Origin of the sequence: Planctomicrobium stercoris, from assembly GCF_051465655.1 — a bacterium.
Classification (GTDB): Bacteria; Planctomycetota; Planctomycetia; order Planctomycetales; family Planctomycetaceae; genus Planctomicrobium.
The window spans coordinates 5,027,501-5,042,745 of sequence record NZ_CP195791.1 but is presented as its reverse complement, the minus strand read 5'-3'; the positions used below and the strand labels follow the sequence as shown (position 1 = coordinate 5,042,745).

The window sequence follows — 15,245 nt, the reverse complement described above, 5'->3', positions numbered from 1 at the left end:
AGCGTCAACCGACGTCAATTGTCTCGCCGAATCGATCCAGATCCGAAGGGGAAAAATGTTCCGGCAGCAATGATGTCCCAGTACCCGGTGATATAGTGATTATTGCCCCGTCCGGACTTGTTCCATTCCTCTCCGTGATCCAGATCCTGGAACCACGCGAGTCCCGGCGGGTCCGGGGGAACGTAGAACGCGACGCCGCCGCTGATGCTATTTCTCACCCCGATTGTAAACTCGACGTCCCAGTTGCTGTGACGGGACTGATTCCGAATCGTACAGGAGGTCTCCCAGTCCCCATTGCGATGAAAGGTCACCACGAGATTTGTAAAAAGAATGGGGCTGATTTCCCAGGGATTCCAACGCCAGGTGTAGGTGTTCGCGGTCACCTGAATGGCTGCTGGCGTATTGACCGGTCCAACAGGTTCCGCGTTGACGCGGTCGAGCTCGAAGCGGGAGTACTCCGCAGGAGTGGGCTGGTCGCTCTGCCCGGCATCTTTGTTGGTCATCTTCGTTCTCCAGGTTGATTCACCGAATGGGCCCGCTGCATGATGAACATGCGACAGGGAACGCGCCTGACACTGTAACGAACGCATGGCAGCGGGAAAAATATTCGTAGAAGACGCAATTGATCCGAACTCCGCTGAGACCGATTTGTTTCCACTTCGGAAAGGGTGAGGTTTCCGAGCGGGAACCGTCGCGAATACGGATTCCCATGGACATTGATCCCGAAATGAGGTAACACATCTCAAGACACGGGACGCGACATCAGTTGTGCCCCGTGTCATTTTTCAACTGAACCAGACCATTTCACGCCACGAGCTGCCGCTCGTGGTTTCATTTTTGATCGCGATTGCGTTTGAGACGGGTGAGTGCCATGGAGCGACAACCGATTACACGTGAAGGCTACGAAAAAATTCGTGCCGAAATTAAGCATCTGGATGAAGTGGTGATGCCGCAGATCGCTCAGAATATCGCCGACGCTCGTGCGGAAGGGGATCTGAAAGAGAACGCGGAATACCACGGCCAGCGTGAAGAACAGGGGCGTGTCCAGGCAAAGATCTACCAGCTCAACGCCAAACTCGCGAGCTGTTATGTCGTCGACAAGGCGGACATGCCCAAAGGTCAGGTCACCTTCGGTTCCACGGTGACCATCAAGGACCTTGACCTCGATGAAGAAGAGACCTACGAGTTCGTCGGCCCGGGCGAAGAGAACTACGACGGCCCGGTGATGAAGATCCTCACCACCAGCCCGATCGCCGTCGGCCTGATGGGGAAGAAGGAAGGGGAGAAAGTCGAAATCACTCTCCCCCGCGGCAGCATGAACGTCGAGATCGTCAAGATCGTCGACCACGGGGATTGACGGCGTTGAAGGTGAAGCGTTAGGAGCATCCGGGATCGCAGAGAGCGGCCCCATCCCACGCCCACTAACAAATTCAGTCACCATTCAGGCCCGGTACCACAAAGTGCCGGGCCTTCTGTTTGTCATCCCAGCGCCGAACGATCTCTTCTCCCGGGAATCAAGAGTCGATCGGATCAGAGGAATCAGCCGTCGGGTGGGCTGCCAGAATTCGCCCTCTTCGCGACGCTCAAACAGAAAGAGCCACTGAACGTGTTCGGTGGCTCTTTCTGAATTTCAGGTACAGTCAGTTCGTCAATCGTCTCGCCCGGAACCGGGTTGCTCTGAGATAAAAGACATCACCTGACCAAGTGGAGGCGCAGGGACTCGAACCCTGGACCAACGGATTAAAAGTCCGTTGCTCTACCGACTGAGCTACGCCTCCGGGTGGCCGGGCAGAATTGCTCCGCTGGCCGGACGGGCGATCATAGTTATCCAAAATTTCTTCGCAACCATTCGCGGAATGATTTCCCGCAATTCACCCGATTGTGCGGGCCGGTGCGCTGCAATTTGCCGCATCCTGACTTCTGGGCGAATCTCACGGGGAGGTCGTCGCGGGGCAGGTTGCCTGCAGGGCCAGTTCCTTGACCGCTCTCAGATCGAGTTTTCCTGTTCCCAGGATGGGAATCTGTTCGACCGGAATGAACGAATCGGCAGAGGGGAGCCATAATTTCGGCAGGCCGGTCTGGGCCAGTTCCTTGATGATCTGTTCCACCGGTTTGCACAACTGCGTGTAGAGCACAATCAGGCGCTCGCCTCGGTCTTCGTCGGGGACAGCTGTCACTGCCAGCGGGATCATTCCTTCTTCGTCTTCGGGAGACTCGCAGATCTTGAACAGCTCCTGTTCGATCCGAATGTGCGGGACCATTTCCCCCCCGATTTTGGAAAATCGACTCTGCCGTCCGGTGATGGTGAGGAATCCGTCCTGATCGAGCATTCCGAAGTCGCCGGTGTTGTACCAGCCGTCGTGAATCAGTTCGCTCGTCTTTGCGGGTTCGTCCAGATATCCCCGCATGACGTTCGGGCCTTTGATCAGCAGCAGACCTTCAACACCGATTCCGCGATCGGCACCGGTATCAGGGTCGACGATCTTGGCGGTCACGCCCGGCAGAGGACGCCCGACGGTGCCAAGTTTGGTTCCCTGCTGGTACACCGTTCGTGAACGGTGATCGGGAATATTGACTGCTGCGACAGGAGAAAGTTCCGTCGTTCCGTAACCTTCGGTCGGCAGGACTTTGAACTTCTCCTCGAACTGTTTTGCGAGATCGACTGGGAGTTTCTCAGCCCCCACGACAATCAGGTCCACCGTCTTGAATTGTTCAGGCTCGCAGCGTTTCATGTACATCTTCAGGAAGGTCGGTGTCGCCATCATGATGGTGATCTTGTTTTCCTGACAGAGTCGTCCGACTACTTTCGCATCCAGCGGATTGAAGTGATAGACGCCCCGGACGTTGTAACACATCGGGAGCCACATGCAGGCTGTGTAACCGAACGAATGGAAGAACGGTAACACTCCGAGGACACCGTCGGTGTGCTGCAGGTTCAGCAGATGATCGATCGCTTCCACGTTGGAGCCGATATTGGCCTGGGAAAGAACAACCCCCTTAGGTTCGCCGGTCGATCCGGATGTGAATACGATCGTCAGGGTCTCGTCGGGATGAATGCGGTTCAGCCCGAGCCACATGTCGAGGATGCGAGCCGGGACGCAGTAGGCTTCGGCCGCCCCGATCAGACGGTCGAGCGAGGTCACCTGCTCCTTGACGTCTTCGAGGTAGATGAACGTTGCCCCTTCGAGATTGAACGGTTTCTTCTCCAGGAATTTCCGGCTGGTGATGACGTGCTTGAGCTGGGCTTTCTTCACGCAGAAGTTCAGGACTTCTTCTGACAACGTGTAGTTCAGATTGACAGCCACGCGACTATCGACAGCCAGGGCCATGTTCGCGAGGCATCCGCCGACGGAAGGGGGGAGAAGCACCCCGACATGTTTTTCGCCCCGCTGAAGTGCGATGCGGTTGAGAACGCGTCGCATGGCGAGTGTCGCAGCCAGCAATTTGCCGCCGGTCAGTTCGGCTTTGGTGGAATCGCAGATCTTGGGGACAAACTTCGACGCTTTGCAGTGCCGGATGAATTGTCGGGCCGGAATGACTTGATTCTGTGACGCGTCCATTTTTACAGCCTCAGCTCCCAGGTGTTCGACAGCCTGTCGTACAACGGCAACATCCTGTGGGTTATGGAGTGGATCTCCGAAGTGAACATCAACAGGCAGGGGCCATTTTCTCGGCCATTTCCAGAAAACCTTCCCCCCCCGCCAGCTGAAAATGCTGCCCCACAGTCCGTGGAGATATGTTGGGATGACAGGGACATCGATTCCACGGATGATCTTCAGTAATCCACGCTGGAACGGTTGAATCTGTCCAGTGCGGGTTAAGCCCCCTTCAGCGAAGATGCAGACAACTTCGCCATTCTTCAGGGCCTCCCGAGCGGTGTTGATCGACTTGACCACAGCGATCGGGCCGTCTTCCGCACGGATCGGAATGACCCGCATGAACTTGGCCAGCACCCGCAGCAGCGGCATTTCCGTAAAATCTGAGTATACCAGAAATCGTATAAACCGGGATGAAGAAATACACAACATCACCCCATCCAGAAAAGAAACATGATTGGCGACAATCAAGGCTCCGCCGCGGTCTGGAATGTTCTCGATGTTGTGAACCCGCAGCCGGTAGATGGAATGGGTCGCCAGCCACATGCAGAAACGAAACGTCCAGTCGGGCATGAGCCAAACGGTGTAGAAGACCACAGGCAACGTCATGAGGCTGGCCACCATGAATATGGCAGCGGGCGAAAGCGCCAGGACGGTCCCCAGCAGATAGAAAATGCCAAACGACAGCACAATCAGAACGTAGGTTATGAAGTAACTGCCCGCGAGAACCGTCCCACGAGTCTTCTCTTCACTCCTAAACTGCAAATAGGCTTCGAGCGGAACGTCATAGAGCCCTGCACTGGCCCCCAGGAGAAAGAGACCGATGCTGGATCCCCAGTAGGCGAACTGGGATTTTGCAGGCAGATCGAAGTTCATCTGGCTGCCCGCGATGAACACCAGTAAGGCACTGCACGAAATTCCAAGGGCTCCCAGCGGAACGATCCCCAGTTCAACCTTCCCTTCTGACCAGACTCCCGCCAGCAGACTCCCGGCTGCCACTCCGGCAATCAGGGTGCCAAGGAGAATGCCGATGTCTGTTTTCCCGAGTCCCAGCGTCGTCTCGCCAAATGGGTCGATGTTCTGCTGTGCGAGGGAGGCCAGAAAGTAGAAGAACGCGATTCCCAGGGCTGTCCGCAACAGGCGGCGATCCGCTTTCAGCAACCGGATCGCGGGAATGACGTCGAGCAGTGGATTGAGAGTCGGCTTGCGAGTGGGGTCGGCCGGAGGACCCGTTCGAACCGGCAGGCTGGTGAACAAACCGGCAAGTGCGATTCCGATCAAAGCGGCCGCACTGGGCCAGGCTGTCGACCAGTTTCCGCTTCCCAGCACAGGTCCGGTGAGGTCATAGATCACGAAGCCGGCCACGGTCCCCAGGCCAATCGCGACGATGGAGAACATCGCCATGATTCCGTTCCCCTTGGAGAGCAGGCTCGAGGGGAGCATCTCCGGAATGCTTCCGAACTTGGCGGGGCCGAAGAGCGCACTCTGGACCCCCATGAGAAAGACAATTCCGAACAGGGAAGTGATGCTTCCATAAAGGATCGCGAGCACCCCCAGCATCATCAGCACCAGTTCTGCCACCTTGCAGGCGTTGATGACGTTTCGTTTCGAATAGCGGTCGGCCAGCCAGCCCGCCACAGGCATCAGAAACAGAAAGGGAAGGGTCAGGCAGAGTCCGCCAAGAGCGACCGAAGCCACGTTCCCCAGGACGGGCTGCGCGATGGGAACGGCCAGCCAGCGGAACAGATTGTCGTTGAAGGCGCCGAAAAACTGTGTCAGCACCAGCCCGAGAAAGCTGGTCGATTTCCAGTTCTCTTTGGATCGAAGCTGCGAGTTGGGCAGCTCATCATCGCGATGAGGGGGTGGCTGTTCCATGCTGATTGACCGAAGGCGAACGAAAGGTTCCTCGACCCGCAAATGACGTAAAGGCGGTACAGAGTCGAGATTAACACGATTGGCCGATCGCCAAAAGAGGAACTCTCGGAAGGACGGGGCAACCACGTGGGCTGAGGGCCTGGAGTGGAGCCCCCTTGGAACCCGGAGGACTGGTTGCCCGGGAGCTCAGATCTGTCTATTGTGCCCGGGTCACGTTTTGAAAAAGCTGTTTTAGAAGTTTTCAAAATGACGTTCGGTATTCCGCAGGCGATGGTACGACGTTCATGCGAAAAAACGCCTGAATTGCCTGCACGCGGTAGAGCTTAGATTCGACAGGAGAGAGAGATGTCCATTTCTTTGACACGAGCTGCATTGCTGGCGGCAGTCCTGGCGGGGGTGCCATCCGGCATTCTCGCACACGCTGCAGAGGAGCCGAAGGCAGAAGTGATTGTCCCGACGGAGACCATCCAGTTGCTGAACGGGAAAGACCTGTCGAAATGGTACATCTGGCAGCAGGAAGAAGGGCGGGATGCCGACACGAAAAACGTGTTCACCCTGCAGCCTGATGGAACCTTGCGAATCTCCGGTGAGGGGAGCTTCGGCGGCCTGACAACTCACGATGAGTACAAGGATTACCATCTGGTCATGGAGTTTCGCTGGGGGACAGCCACCTGGGGGAGACGGGCCGATCGTGCTCGCGACAGCGGGGTGCTGGTGCACTGTCAGGGACCGGACGGAAACTATGGCATGGCCAATGGAAAGCCGGGCCCCTGGATGGCATCCATTGAATGCCAGATCATCGAGGGAGGAACCGGTGACATCCTGGTCCTGCGAGGGCCGGATGAAAACGGCAAGACGATTGAATCGACCGTCACCTGCGAAGTCACCAAGGACCGCGATGGCGAACCGGTCTGGACCCCGGGAGCTCCAACCGCCACATTTGAAGTCGGCCGCATCAACTGGTTTGGACGAGACCCGGACTGGAAGGATGTTGCCGGATTCCGAGGCAAGGATGATGTTGAAAGCCCGGGACAGGAGTGGACCACGGTGGAGTGCTTCTGCAAAGGGGACGAACTCGTCTACCGGGTGAACGGCGTTGTCGTGAACCGCGCGACCAAGGTCTTCCCGTCAGAGGGCAAACTCATCCTGCAGACCGAAGGTGCGGAACTGTTTGTCCGCCGCTTCGATCTCCAGCCCCTCCCCAAGGAGATTCCCTGAAGTCAACTCTCCTCATGGAAGGAATCCATGAAACGCAAACGGATGCAGATCACTCCGGTCGAGTCGCTGCCGGACCTCTTCGCCACCAGCCGGTACATCAGTGTGCTCGCTGCAGCGAAGACGTTACCTCTGAGTGGCTCGCGTCCGGAGATCCGTTCGCGGCTCCGGGAGAACTGCCCTGATCTACCCGGTGTGTACGGCATGGTGAGCCCGACGGGCCAGCTCATCTATGTCGGCATGTCACGCAGTCTGCGGAAGCGGCTGCAGTCGTACTTCTCTTCGAAGGTCTCCAGAACAAAAGAGCGGCGCATCGGCCACCGGTCGATGACGCTGATCTGGCAACCGGCAGCTCATGAGCTGATCGCCAGGCTGCGGGAACGGGAGCTGATTCGTCAGTATCGCCCCAACTACAACGTGCAGGGGCACCCGACCCGGATGAAGCTGGGGTTTCTGATTCTCCTGGAACAGACTGCTCCCGCCTTCACGCTTCTGCCTCACCTTCCGCGAAAGCATGGGGGAGCCTGGGGACCGCTCCCGCTGACAAAGTTTCTTCGTCAGGCGGTCTCTGAACTGAACCATCAGTTCCTGCTGCGGGACTGCCCACGTGAAACACCGATGCAGTTTCGGGGCGATGCAGCATCAACGGAATCGCAGGAATTCACCCCCTGCATGCGGGCAGATCTGGGAACCTGCCTCGCGCCGTGCATCGGCGGATGTACGAAAGTCGCCTATTCCAGATCGCTCAACGCCGCCCGAAAATTCCTGAACGGGACCGATCGTTCCGTGCTGGAGGTGTTGTCACAGGAGATGAAGGCGTCGGTAGAGCTTCGTCGTTACGAGAAGGCAGCCACTCTGCGTGACCGCCTGCAATCGCTGGAACGAATCGATCTGCATCTGCGACGATTTCATGACTGGACCAGTCAGGCCAACTTCCTCTACCCGGTCACTTCGGCTCTAGATGGGCGGGAGTGGTGGCTGGTGATAGCACGCGGCGCGGTCGTCGAAGTGCTTCCCCGGCCTGTTGAGCGGAAGGACCGGGAGGTAGTTCGACTTCATCTGAAACAGCTGGGAGCCCAGTTCGCGGGAACCCCTGCACAGGCGTCTGTGACCGGTCCGGATGAATTCGAATCGGCCCGACTGTTGTTCCGCTGGTTCAGGCTGTTCCCGGAAGAAAAAGATCGGCAGCTGTCACTCGCGAAAGCGTGCCGTCTGTGTCAAAGTAATGCTCCTAGCTGAACATCGAATTTTCCAATTCAGAAGAACGTCCAATGCCACAACACCAGGTTCTCATCACCGACCATCCCTGGCCCGGAATCGACATCGAGCAGCGGCTGCTCGCTCCTTATGGCGTCGAGATTATTGACGCCCCGGATGAATCCGAAGCGACCCTCGCGAGACTTGCGCAGAATGTCGATGCCATCGCCACCTGCTGGGCGAAGGTAACGACCAAGGTGGTCCAGGCTGCACAGAACTGCAGGATCATCTGCCGGATGGGGATCGGACTGGACAACATCGATATCCCGACCGCGACCTCGAAAGGGATCGTCGTCACAAACACTCCCGACTACTGCGTGGGGGAAGTGGCCGATCACGCGCTGGGCCTGCTGCTGGCAGTGACACGGAACATCGGATTCTTTCATCACCGCACCAAGGGCGGGGAATACAACCTGCGCGCCGCCGGCACCATGCACCGGATGCAGGGCCGAACCCTGGGACTGTTCGGCTTCGGCAAAACCGGTCAGCTGGTCTATCAGCGGGCCCGCGCCTGCGGAATGAACGTCATTGCCTGCACTCCCAGCGGAAACGATTACGGAACCGGCTGCAAGATGGTCTCCTTCGAAGAACTGCTGGAGCAGTCGCACTATCTTTCGCTGCATGCTCCGCTCACCAGCGAAAACCGCCACGCATTCAACGCGGATGCGTTCGGGAAGATGAAAGACGGCGTGGTGCTGGTCAACACCTCGCGTGGACCACTCGTCGACCACACTGCTCTTTATGATGCCATTCAGTCGGGCAAGGTGGCAGGGGCCGGACTGGATGTCTTCGAGCCTGAGCCGCCCGATCTGTCGGATCCGCTGTACCGGGATGAACGTGTCATCGCCACTCCGCACGCAGCCTTCGTTTCAGAAGAATCCCTGATCGAGATGCGAGAACGGGTCGCTCATCAGATCGCCGCTGTGCTGAGCGGCGAGCGCCCAGACAATGTGGTGAACCCCAAAGTTCTGGCAGGGATTTGACCTCGCAAAGTTCCGGACGTCGGCATTGATGTCGAATGTCAGGATGGCAACAAAAATGGAGAGTGGGAGCCTGAAACGTCCCACTCTCCGTTTCGTTTCTTACTTACGAAGACGCCGGGCAATCTCATCCACGACATCCTTGATCGGGATCCGGACCTGCTCGAGCGAGTCCCGGTCACGGAGCGTCACGGTGTCCGCGGTGAGAGACTCATTGTCGACGGTGATGCACCACGGTGTTCCCGCTTCATCCTGACGTCGATAACGTTTGCCGATCGCAGCCTGTTCATCGTACGTGACAGCAATCCCTGCGTCCCGGAAGGCCCGGTAGATTTCCTTGGCTTTTTCTGGCTGTCCATCCTTCTTAACCAGCGGAAAGACAGCCACTTTGATCGGCGCCAACCGGGGATGGAAACGCATGACCACGCGGGTCTGCATCTGCCCCTTATCGTCCGGAGCCTGATCTTCGTAGTACGCTTCGCACAGGAACGCCAGAGTTGCCCGGTCGGCTCCCGCACTCGGTTCAATCACGTGAGGAATGAACCGGGACTTCGACGCTTCATCGAAGTACGTCAGATCCTTGCCGGACCCGCGCCATTTCGGCTGGCCATCCGGACCGGTCTCGACAACCAGTTCGCCGTTTTCGTTCTTGAGTTTCCCTTCCATGTGCGATCGCAGGTCGAAGTCACCGCGATGGGCCACCCCTTCCAGCTCCCCATATTCCCCTTCTGCCAGGAACGGGAACTGATACTCGATATCCGCCGTCCCGCATGAATAGTGAGAGAGTTCATCCTTGTCATGATCCCGCAGCCGCAGATGCTTCGGTCCGATTCCCAGGCTGGTGTACCAGGCGAACCGGCGGTCCCGCCAATACTGGTACCACGCTGGCGACTCTTCCGGTCGGCAGAAGAATTCAATCTCCATCTGCTCGAACTCGCGCGAACGGAACGTGAAGTTCCGCGGGGTGATCTCATTACGAAAACTCTTGCCGATCTGGCTGATTCCGACCGGCAGCCTGACCCGCGTCGAATCCATCACGTTCTTGAAGTTGACGAAGATTCCTTGTGCGGTCTCCGGCCGAAGGAAGGCTGCGTTGTCCTCAGTCCCCAGGGCCCCGAGGATCGTTTTCATCATCAGGTTGAAGTCGCGCGGCGCGGTGAACGTGCCGGGCTTGGTCGCATCCGGAGCGATCACGCTGGCATATTCTTCAACGGAAATCGTCGCCAGACTGACCGGCTCGCTTTGCCAGTTCAACTTGTCCGCTTCTTTGGATTTCAATCCGAACAGCGAACATGCTTTCTTGGTCAGGGTCTCTGCAAGTTCCGATTCCTCGACCAGAGCTGTGACGAAGTACCGCTGCGAGGGTGACGGAGCGTCCTTGGAGCCAGCGAGTGCCCCCTCAATCCAGCGCCCTTTCGTGTGATCGAGTCGATAGCGGCCCTTGCTCTCTTTGCAGTCCACCATCTTGTCGCAGAACAGGTCGTAGTGCCCGCTCACTTTCCACACCTGCGGGTGCATGATGATAGAGGTTTCGACGCCCACCATCTGGTACGATCCCGGGGCTCCCGGCGGCGGGTCGAGGGGGTCGTGCCGGGAGATCATGTCTTCCCACCACGCATTCCGGACGTTCCGCTTCAGCTCGGTCCCGAGCGGACCATAATCCCAGAAGCCGTTCTGGCCCCCGTAGATTTCCGAATTCTGAAAGATGAATCCTCTCCGCTTGCACAGAGAAACGATTTTTTCCATCAATCCTGAACGATCCGCATCCGCCATGGTCGCTGCTTTTCCTGTCTCTGACAAATTTGAAGTCCGAACCTGAATTGTAGTCGATCCGCAAAGGACAGCATACCGGACGAGTCGGGAGTGCTGAGTACAACTTTTGGTGACAGGCGTGTTCTCTCCCGATGACTTCCTTCAGCGGCAGATTTCAATTCCAAACGCGGCCAGCAGTACCGTGAACGCCTCTTTGATTTCTCCGTGTCTCTGTATCTCCGTGGTTTTCTGCTCCCGCGACAGAGTTTTGAAGAAGCGGCGCACAGAATCGTAGTTGAAGCTGCGAGACTGGTCCCGTTTCTAAACCTGGACAGCAATCTCTTTTGGCCAAGGAAGAGACATGTACGAGTTCCCGCAGTTTCTGACGACATTTGTACTTTTGACGGCAGGAGTGCTCGCAGCCCAATATCTGATTCGTTCCAACAGAATTCGAAGAGTTGTCCAGTTCGGAACAATCGCTTTCATGTTGTTACTGGTGGCAGAATTCTTTCTGGGAAGCCCGTCGGATTCCATTAAAAAGAGAAGTCTCTACCAATGCCTCAACAACGAACGCAATGTTGGAGTCGCACTTCAAAATTACATCATTATCCATAACGGACGTTTTCCGCCCCTTGCCGATGGGGATCCGCCGGTCAGTTGGCGGGTTGAGATGCTCCCCTTTCTGGACCAAGCCGGACTTCACGAGCGTTATGATCGGGACGCAACCTGGAACGATCCCCGCAACTCACCGGCGACGACACTGGACGTTCCAGTCTTCCGTTGCCCTGTCATGCCCAAAGCGGTCGAGAATTCCCCCGTCGAAACTGCGTTTGCGATTCCCCACGGCACTGGCGGGATCTATTCCCCGGCGGGGATATTGACGATTGAGGAAATCACCGACGGCACCAGCCAGACGTTGATGCTCGTCGAGGCCGCCGGGCAGCATATCGTGTGGACGGAACCCCGGGATGTCGACTTCGACCAACTGCCGATCGGAGTCAATCTCCCCGGTGCGAGAAAAGGGGAGTCGGATGGGATCATCTCCAGTTATCACCCGGGCATGGCCACCGCGACCTTCGCAGATGGAAGCGGACGCTGGCTCTCTAACAGCATCGATCCATCCGTATTGCTGAAGTTGTTGCGGGCGAATGATGGCAAGTTGAACGAGGGGGAGTTCTGAATCCGTCGATGTAATGCGGCATCTTCAATTGCGAAAAAGGATTTTGAAACGCAGAGGTCGCAGAGTTCGCTGAGAAAGTGGGGAGAAGAATTTGGGATTCTGAACTCTCGCTGAGCCGCAGGGAACTCTTGCTGACTCTTCACTTGCCGCTCGGCCAGTGCTGCTCCCTCCCGATTGAATCGACCTGCCCCTGCCTCCCCTCTTTCTTTCCTCCGCGAACTCGGCGCTCTCTGCGTTTCATTCTCCTCCTCAAAAACATCTGGCCCCCATCAAAAACAAATCGCCTCCCGGGGTAGCCTATCGAGCAATTCCATGCGACAATTGTTGAAACGTGCTTCTTCCGGACCCGAGAACAGCCTGCGATGTCGACCGAGACGAAAACCGAAATCGGGAGCTACTTTGTCTCCAACTATCCCCCCTATTCCCAATGGAATCGGGAGGATGTGCCAAAGTTCTTCGAGGCACTGCACGCCGCGCCGCAGAAGCAGGTTCCGCTGGGGATGTATCTGCATATCCCCTTCTGCCGAAAACGCTGCAAGTTCTGTTACTTCCGGGTCTACACCCAGCAGAACGCCGACACGATCAAGAACTACGTCGACACGCTCGACAAAGAAGTCCAGCTGCTCAAGGACCAACCCGCACTGCAGGGGCGCGATCTCGAATTCGTCTACTTCGGCGGCGGAACTCCCTCCTATCTGAGTGCCCGACAGCTGCACATGCTGCGGGAACGTCTGAGCAAATCCGTCTCCTGGGACAAAGCCCGGGAAGTGACCTTCGAATGCGAACCGGGAACCCTGAGCCTCGAAAAAGTTCAGACCCTTAAAGAGATCGGGATCACCCGCGTGTCACTCGGGGTGGAAAACTTCAACGACAAGATTCTGGAAGAAAACGGCCGTGCCCATCTCTCCCCCGAGATTGAGCGGGCATACGGCTGGTTGAAGGAAGTCGGTTTTCCGCAGATCAACATCGACCTCATCGCCGGCATGGTTGGGGAAACGGATGAGAACTGGCAGGCATGTGTTGAGAAAGCCATCAGCATGCAGCCGGACAACGTCACCATCTACCAGATGGAACTTCCCTGGAACACGGTCTATTCGAAAGAGATGCTGACAGCGGGGATCGAATCTCCCGTTGCGGACTGGCCGACGAAACGACGCTGGGCGAGTGAAGCGATCGATCAGTTCCAGGCAGCGGGCTACCAGCTCTCCAGCGGCAACGAACTCGTCAAGAACCTCGACACCGATAAGTTCATCTACCGGGACAATCTGTTCCGGGGAAGCGATCTCCTGGCGGTGGGAGTTTCGTCATTCGGACACCTGCAGGGAGTCCACTACCAGAACCAGGATGAACTCGAGAAGTACATCGCTGGTGTGCAGGCCGGTGAGTTACCGGTGAAGCGGGCACTGGTGCCGACACAGCATCAACGTTTCATCCGGGAATGGGTCCTTCAGATGAAAGAAGGTCACGTTGCAGCTCAACCGTTCCGCGAAAAATTCGGGGCCGATCCGCTGAAAGAGTTCGCGATTCCTTTGGAGAACCAGCAGAAGGCCGGTTATCTCAACGTCGACGGCGACGAAGTCCACCTGACCCGCAAGGGGCTGCTTCAGGTCGACAGCCTGTTGACGGAATATTTCGAAGAACGGCACCGGGAAGTTCGGTATACCTGACTTCTGAAAGCAGACCGTCACGAAGGAAGCGGAACTGCATCAGCGATACGGGTTCCCGGCCTCGTAGAGTGCTTTGATCTCTTCATCGCTCATCGCTCGTGACAGGATGACCATTTCATCGACGCGACCGCTGAGTTTTCGATCATACGCATTCCAGTTTCCGATCTGAATTTCCCCCAGCAGCGCCGGATTCGCCACGTCCACGATGACTTCGCGATCGAGCTTTCCATTCAGATAATGTTTCACCGAACGCAAGTCTGAATCGTACACCAGAGTCAGATGGATCCACCGTCCCTGGTCAAAGAGTAACGAGGGATTTGAGTCGGCTTCGTGCTTTGCCCCGTCGCGGCGAGTGACATCCTGGTTTCCCCAGGTTCCCAGCCGCATCTTTTTCGAATCGGTGATCATCCAGTGGATTTTCCCCACCTGATTCCCCCAGTCATTCGTATGCAGCAGTGATTGATATGGCTCCGAGAGTTGATCGAGCCTGACCCAGGTGGAGAGAGTCAGACGCGGCCAGCGCTCCCCTTCCCCGACATTCAACTTAATATGATCCCCGATTTTGACGAACTCAGCGGCCCGTGTCCCCGGCCAGCGTCCCTGCACCAGACCGAAGTTCCCATCCGAATATTTCAGCGATTCGAAATCGAGCAGAATGATGAGACTGGGATCGTGCCGCAATTTTTCCAGTGCAACATCAGAGACTTGTTGCTGACCAGCGGCGATGGCTGCATGCAGCGAAGAAATTTCATTGGGATGAATGAATGCTCCTGATCGCAGGAGGCTCGGCTTGCCGGACAGGCTGAGCGCATCTCCATCGACCAGATTTCGAAGTGAGTTCCCAGCCGGCGAGTGTGCGACGACTTCGCCTTGAAAGACATGCACTTCCGCGTCACCGTTCCGCGGGACGTCGACACCAAACTTCGTCCCCATTTCAACAATCTGACCCGACGGAGTCACGACGGTGAACTTGCCGGCAGTCGGCGGAACATAAGCTGCGAGTCGACCGTGCTCGATCCGTACTCGTTCCGGGGATTCGAAACGAAAGCGGGCTGGGGCCTCGATGACAAGACTCGTCTTGTCTTTCGTCAGAAGGTCGATCGCCCCCTCAGAAATATCATACCATTCGTCGCGGAGGAGCCTCCCTTTCTCGAGCCCTGAAACGCCTTCGCAGCTGCTGACACTGGCGTACGCCGACTTTGACGATTGCCACCAGAAAACACTGCCGGCGGCCATCATCATCAGGCAGGCAGCCAATGGAAGAACCCAGCGATGAAGCAATGCCCGGCGACGGACCGTTGGAGCTTGATGGGGTGCTGCAGTGACAGCGTAATCCATCGCGAGAGACATCAGTCCAGCGTCGATGTTGACCAGCTCCAGGAATCTGCGGCGCGCCTGAGGGTCGTTCCGCAGATGGTCATTGAGATTGTCCAGTTCCGCGACGGAAACCTGACCTTCCGCGTACTGTTGAAAGAGAGTGTCGACATCCCTGGGGTCTTGATTCATGATGCTGCTATGCTCTGCGTGCCTGTTCTCGATGAATACATTCCAACAGTAACCTCCGGATCCGATACAGCCACTTGTACAGGGCCGCTCGGGACAGCCCGTTCAGTCGGGCAATTTCCTGAATTTTCGCGTCTGTTGAATAGGACTTCATCAACAGATCGCGGTCTCGTTCCGGCATCTTTCCAAAGCAGTTCTCCAGGACATCCCGCTGTTCCTG

Annotated in this window: 11 protein-coding genes and 1 tRNA gene (1 of these 12 cut by a window edge); 6 read left to right on the top strand and 6 right to left on the bottom strand. The window is 57.0% G+C overall.

Annotated elements, in window-relative coordinates:
- Positions 1–14: 14 nt before the first annotated feature.
- Positions 15–503 carry a hypothetical protein gene (locus SH661x_RS20345; protein WP_437225442.1) on the bottom strand — a complete coding sequence of 163 codons (489 nt, stop codon included), beginning with the start codon at positions 501–503 and terminating at the stop codon, positions 15–17.
- 368 nt (positions 504–871) lie between these two features.
- Between SH661x_RS20345 and greA the strand changes: the two genes are divergently transcribed.
- The gene (gene greA / locus SH661x_RS20340; protein WP_437225440.1) at positions 872–1,357 is read left to right on the top strand and encodes a transcription elongation factor GreA; all 486 of its coding nucleotides are present in this window, start codon (positions 872–874) and stop codon (positions 1,355–1,357) included.
- A 348-nt stretch (positions 1,358–1,705) separates the two neighbouring features.
- Here the strand turns inward: greA and SH661x_RS20335 are convergent.
- Both SH661x_RS20335 and SH661x_RS20330 read right to left on the bottom strand, forming a co-directional pair.
- A tRNA-Lys gene (locus tag SH661x_RS20335) sits at positions 1,706–1,778 on the bottom strand.
- Between the two features lie 153 nt (positions 1,779–1,931).
- The gene (locus tag SH661x_RS20330) at positions 1,932–5,471 is read right to left on the bottom strand and encodes an acyl-[ACP]--phospholipid O-acyltransferase (protein ID WP_437225438.1); all 3,540 of its coding nucleotides are present in this window, start codon (positions 5,469–5,471) and stop codon (positions 1,932–1,934) included.
- Positions 5,472–5,816: 345 nt separating this feature from the next.
- Between SH661x_RS20330 and SH661x_RS20325 the strand changes: the two genes are divergently transcribed.
- The 3 genes from SH661x_RS20325 to SH661x_RS20315 are packed head-to-tail and all read left to right on the top strand — an operon-like array spanning position 5,817 to position 8,926.
- A complete protein-coding gene (locus SH661x_RS20325; protein WP_437225436.1) occupies positions 5,817–6,689 on the top strand; it encodes a 3-keto-disaccharide hydrolase in 873 nt (290 codons plus the stop codon).
- Between the two features lie 27 nt (positions 6,690–6,716).
- On the top strand, positions 6,717–7,925 hold the full coding sequence (locus SH661x_RS20320) for a GIY-YIG nuclease family protein (RefSeq protein ID WP_437225434.1): 1,209 nt from the start codon (positions 6,717–6,719) through the stop codon (positions 7,923–7,925).
- Positions 7,926–7,957: 32 nt separating this feature from the next.
- On the top strand, positions 7,958–8,926 hold the full coding sequence (locus tag SH661x_RS20315) for a C-terminal binding protein (RefSeq protein ID WP_437225432.1): 969 nt from the start codon (positions 7,958–7,960) through the stop codon (positions 8,924–8,926).
- A 99-nt stretch (positions 8,927–9,025) separates the two neighbouring features.
- Here SH661x_RS20315 and SH661x_RS20310 read toward each other — a convergent pair whose 3' ends face one another.
- A complete protein-coding gene (locus tag SH661x_RS20310) occupies positions 9,026–10,696 on the bottom strand; it encodes a glycine--tRNA ligase (protein WP_437225429.1) in 1,671 nt (556 codons plus the stop codon).
- Between the two features lie 340 nt (positions 10,697–11,036).
- Between SH661x_RS20310 and SH661x_RS20305 the strand changes: the two genes are divergently transcribed.
- On the top strand, positions 11,037–11,855 hold the full coding sequence (locus SH661x_RS20305) for a DUF1559 family PulG-like putative transporter (protein WP_437225427.1): 819 nt from the start codon (positions 11,037–11,039) through the stop codon (positions 11,853–11,855).
- A 362-nt stretch (positions 11,856–12,217) separates the two neighbouring features.
- A complete protein-coding gene (locus SH661x_RS20300; RefSeq protein WP_437225425.1) occupies positions 12,218–13,522 on the top strand; it encodes a coproporphyrinogen-III oxidase family protein in 1,305 nt (434 codons plus the stop codon).
- A 39-nt stretch (positions 13,523–13,561) separates the two neighbouring features.
- On the opposite strand, the gene SH661x_RS20295 is transcribed toward SH661x_RS20300, so the two are convergent.
- Both SH661x_RS20295 and SH661x_RS20290 read right to left on the bottom strand, forming a co-directional pair.
- Positions 13,562–15,028: a LamG-like jellyroll fold domain-containing protein gene (locus SH661x_RS20295; protein ID WP_437225422.1), complete on the bottom strand. Its 1,467-nt coding sequence runs from the start codon at positions 15,026–15,028 to the stop codon at positions 13,562–13,564.
- Between the two features lie 7 nt (positions 15,029–15,035).
- A protein-coding gene (locus SH661x_RS20290) for a sigma-70 family RNA polymerase sigma factor (RefSeq protein ID WP_437225419.1) crosses the window boundary here: on the bottom strand, positions 15,036–15,245 show its end. Its footprint extends 360 nt past the window's final position; the window shows 210 of its 570 coding nt (coding positions 361–570); the start codon falls outside the window, past its right edge; it ends in the stop codon at positions 15,036–15,038.

Bases quoted from the DNA above. Each gene is read 5' to 3' on its own strand.
- SH661x_RS20305 (WP_437225427.1), top strand. From the start codon at position 11,037: ATGTACGAGTTCCCGCAGTTTCTGACGACATTTGTACTTTTGACGGCA.
- SH661x_RS20325 (WP_437225436.1), top strand. From the start codon at position 5,817: ATGTCCATTTCTTTGACACGAGCTGCATTGCTGGCGGCAGTCCTGGCG.
- SH661x_RS20345 (WP_437225442.1), bottom strand. From the start codon at position 503: ATGACCAACAAAGATGCCGGGCAGAGCGACCAGCCCACTCCTGCGGAG.
- SH661x_RS20295 (WP_437225422.1), bottom strand. From the start codon at position 15,028: ATGAATCAAGACCCCAGGGATGTCGACACTCTCTTTCAACAGTACGCG.
- SH661x_RS20320 (WP_437225434.1), top strand. From the start codon at position 6,717: ATGAAACGCAAACGGATGCAGATCACTCCGGTCGAGTCGCTGCCGGAC.
- SH661x_RS20315 (WP_437225432.1), top strand. From the start codon at position 7,958: ATGCCACAACACCAGGTTCTCATCACCGACCATCCCTGGCCCGGAATC.
- SH661x_RS20300 (WP_437225425.1), top strand. From the start codon at position 12,218: ATGTCGACCGAGACGAAAACCGAAATCGGGAGCTACTTTGTCTCCAAC.
- SH661x_RS20310 (WP_437225429.1), bottom strand. From the start codon at position 10,696: ATGGCGGATGCGGATCGTTCAGGATTGATGGAAAAAATCGTTTCTCTG.
- SH661x_RS20330 (WP_437225438.1), bottom strand. From the start codon at position 5,471: ATGGAACAGCCACCCCCTCATCGCGATGATGAGCTGCCCAACTCGCAG.
- greA (WP_437225440.1), top strand. From the start codon at position 872: ATGGAGCGACAACCGATTACACGTGAAGGCTACGAAAAAATTCGTGCC.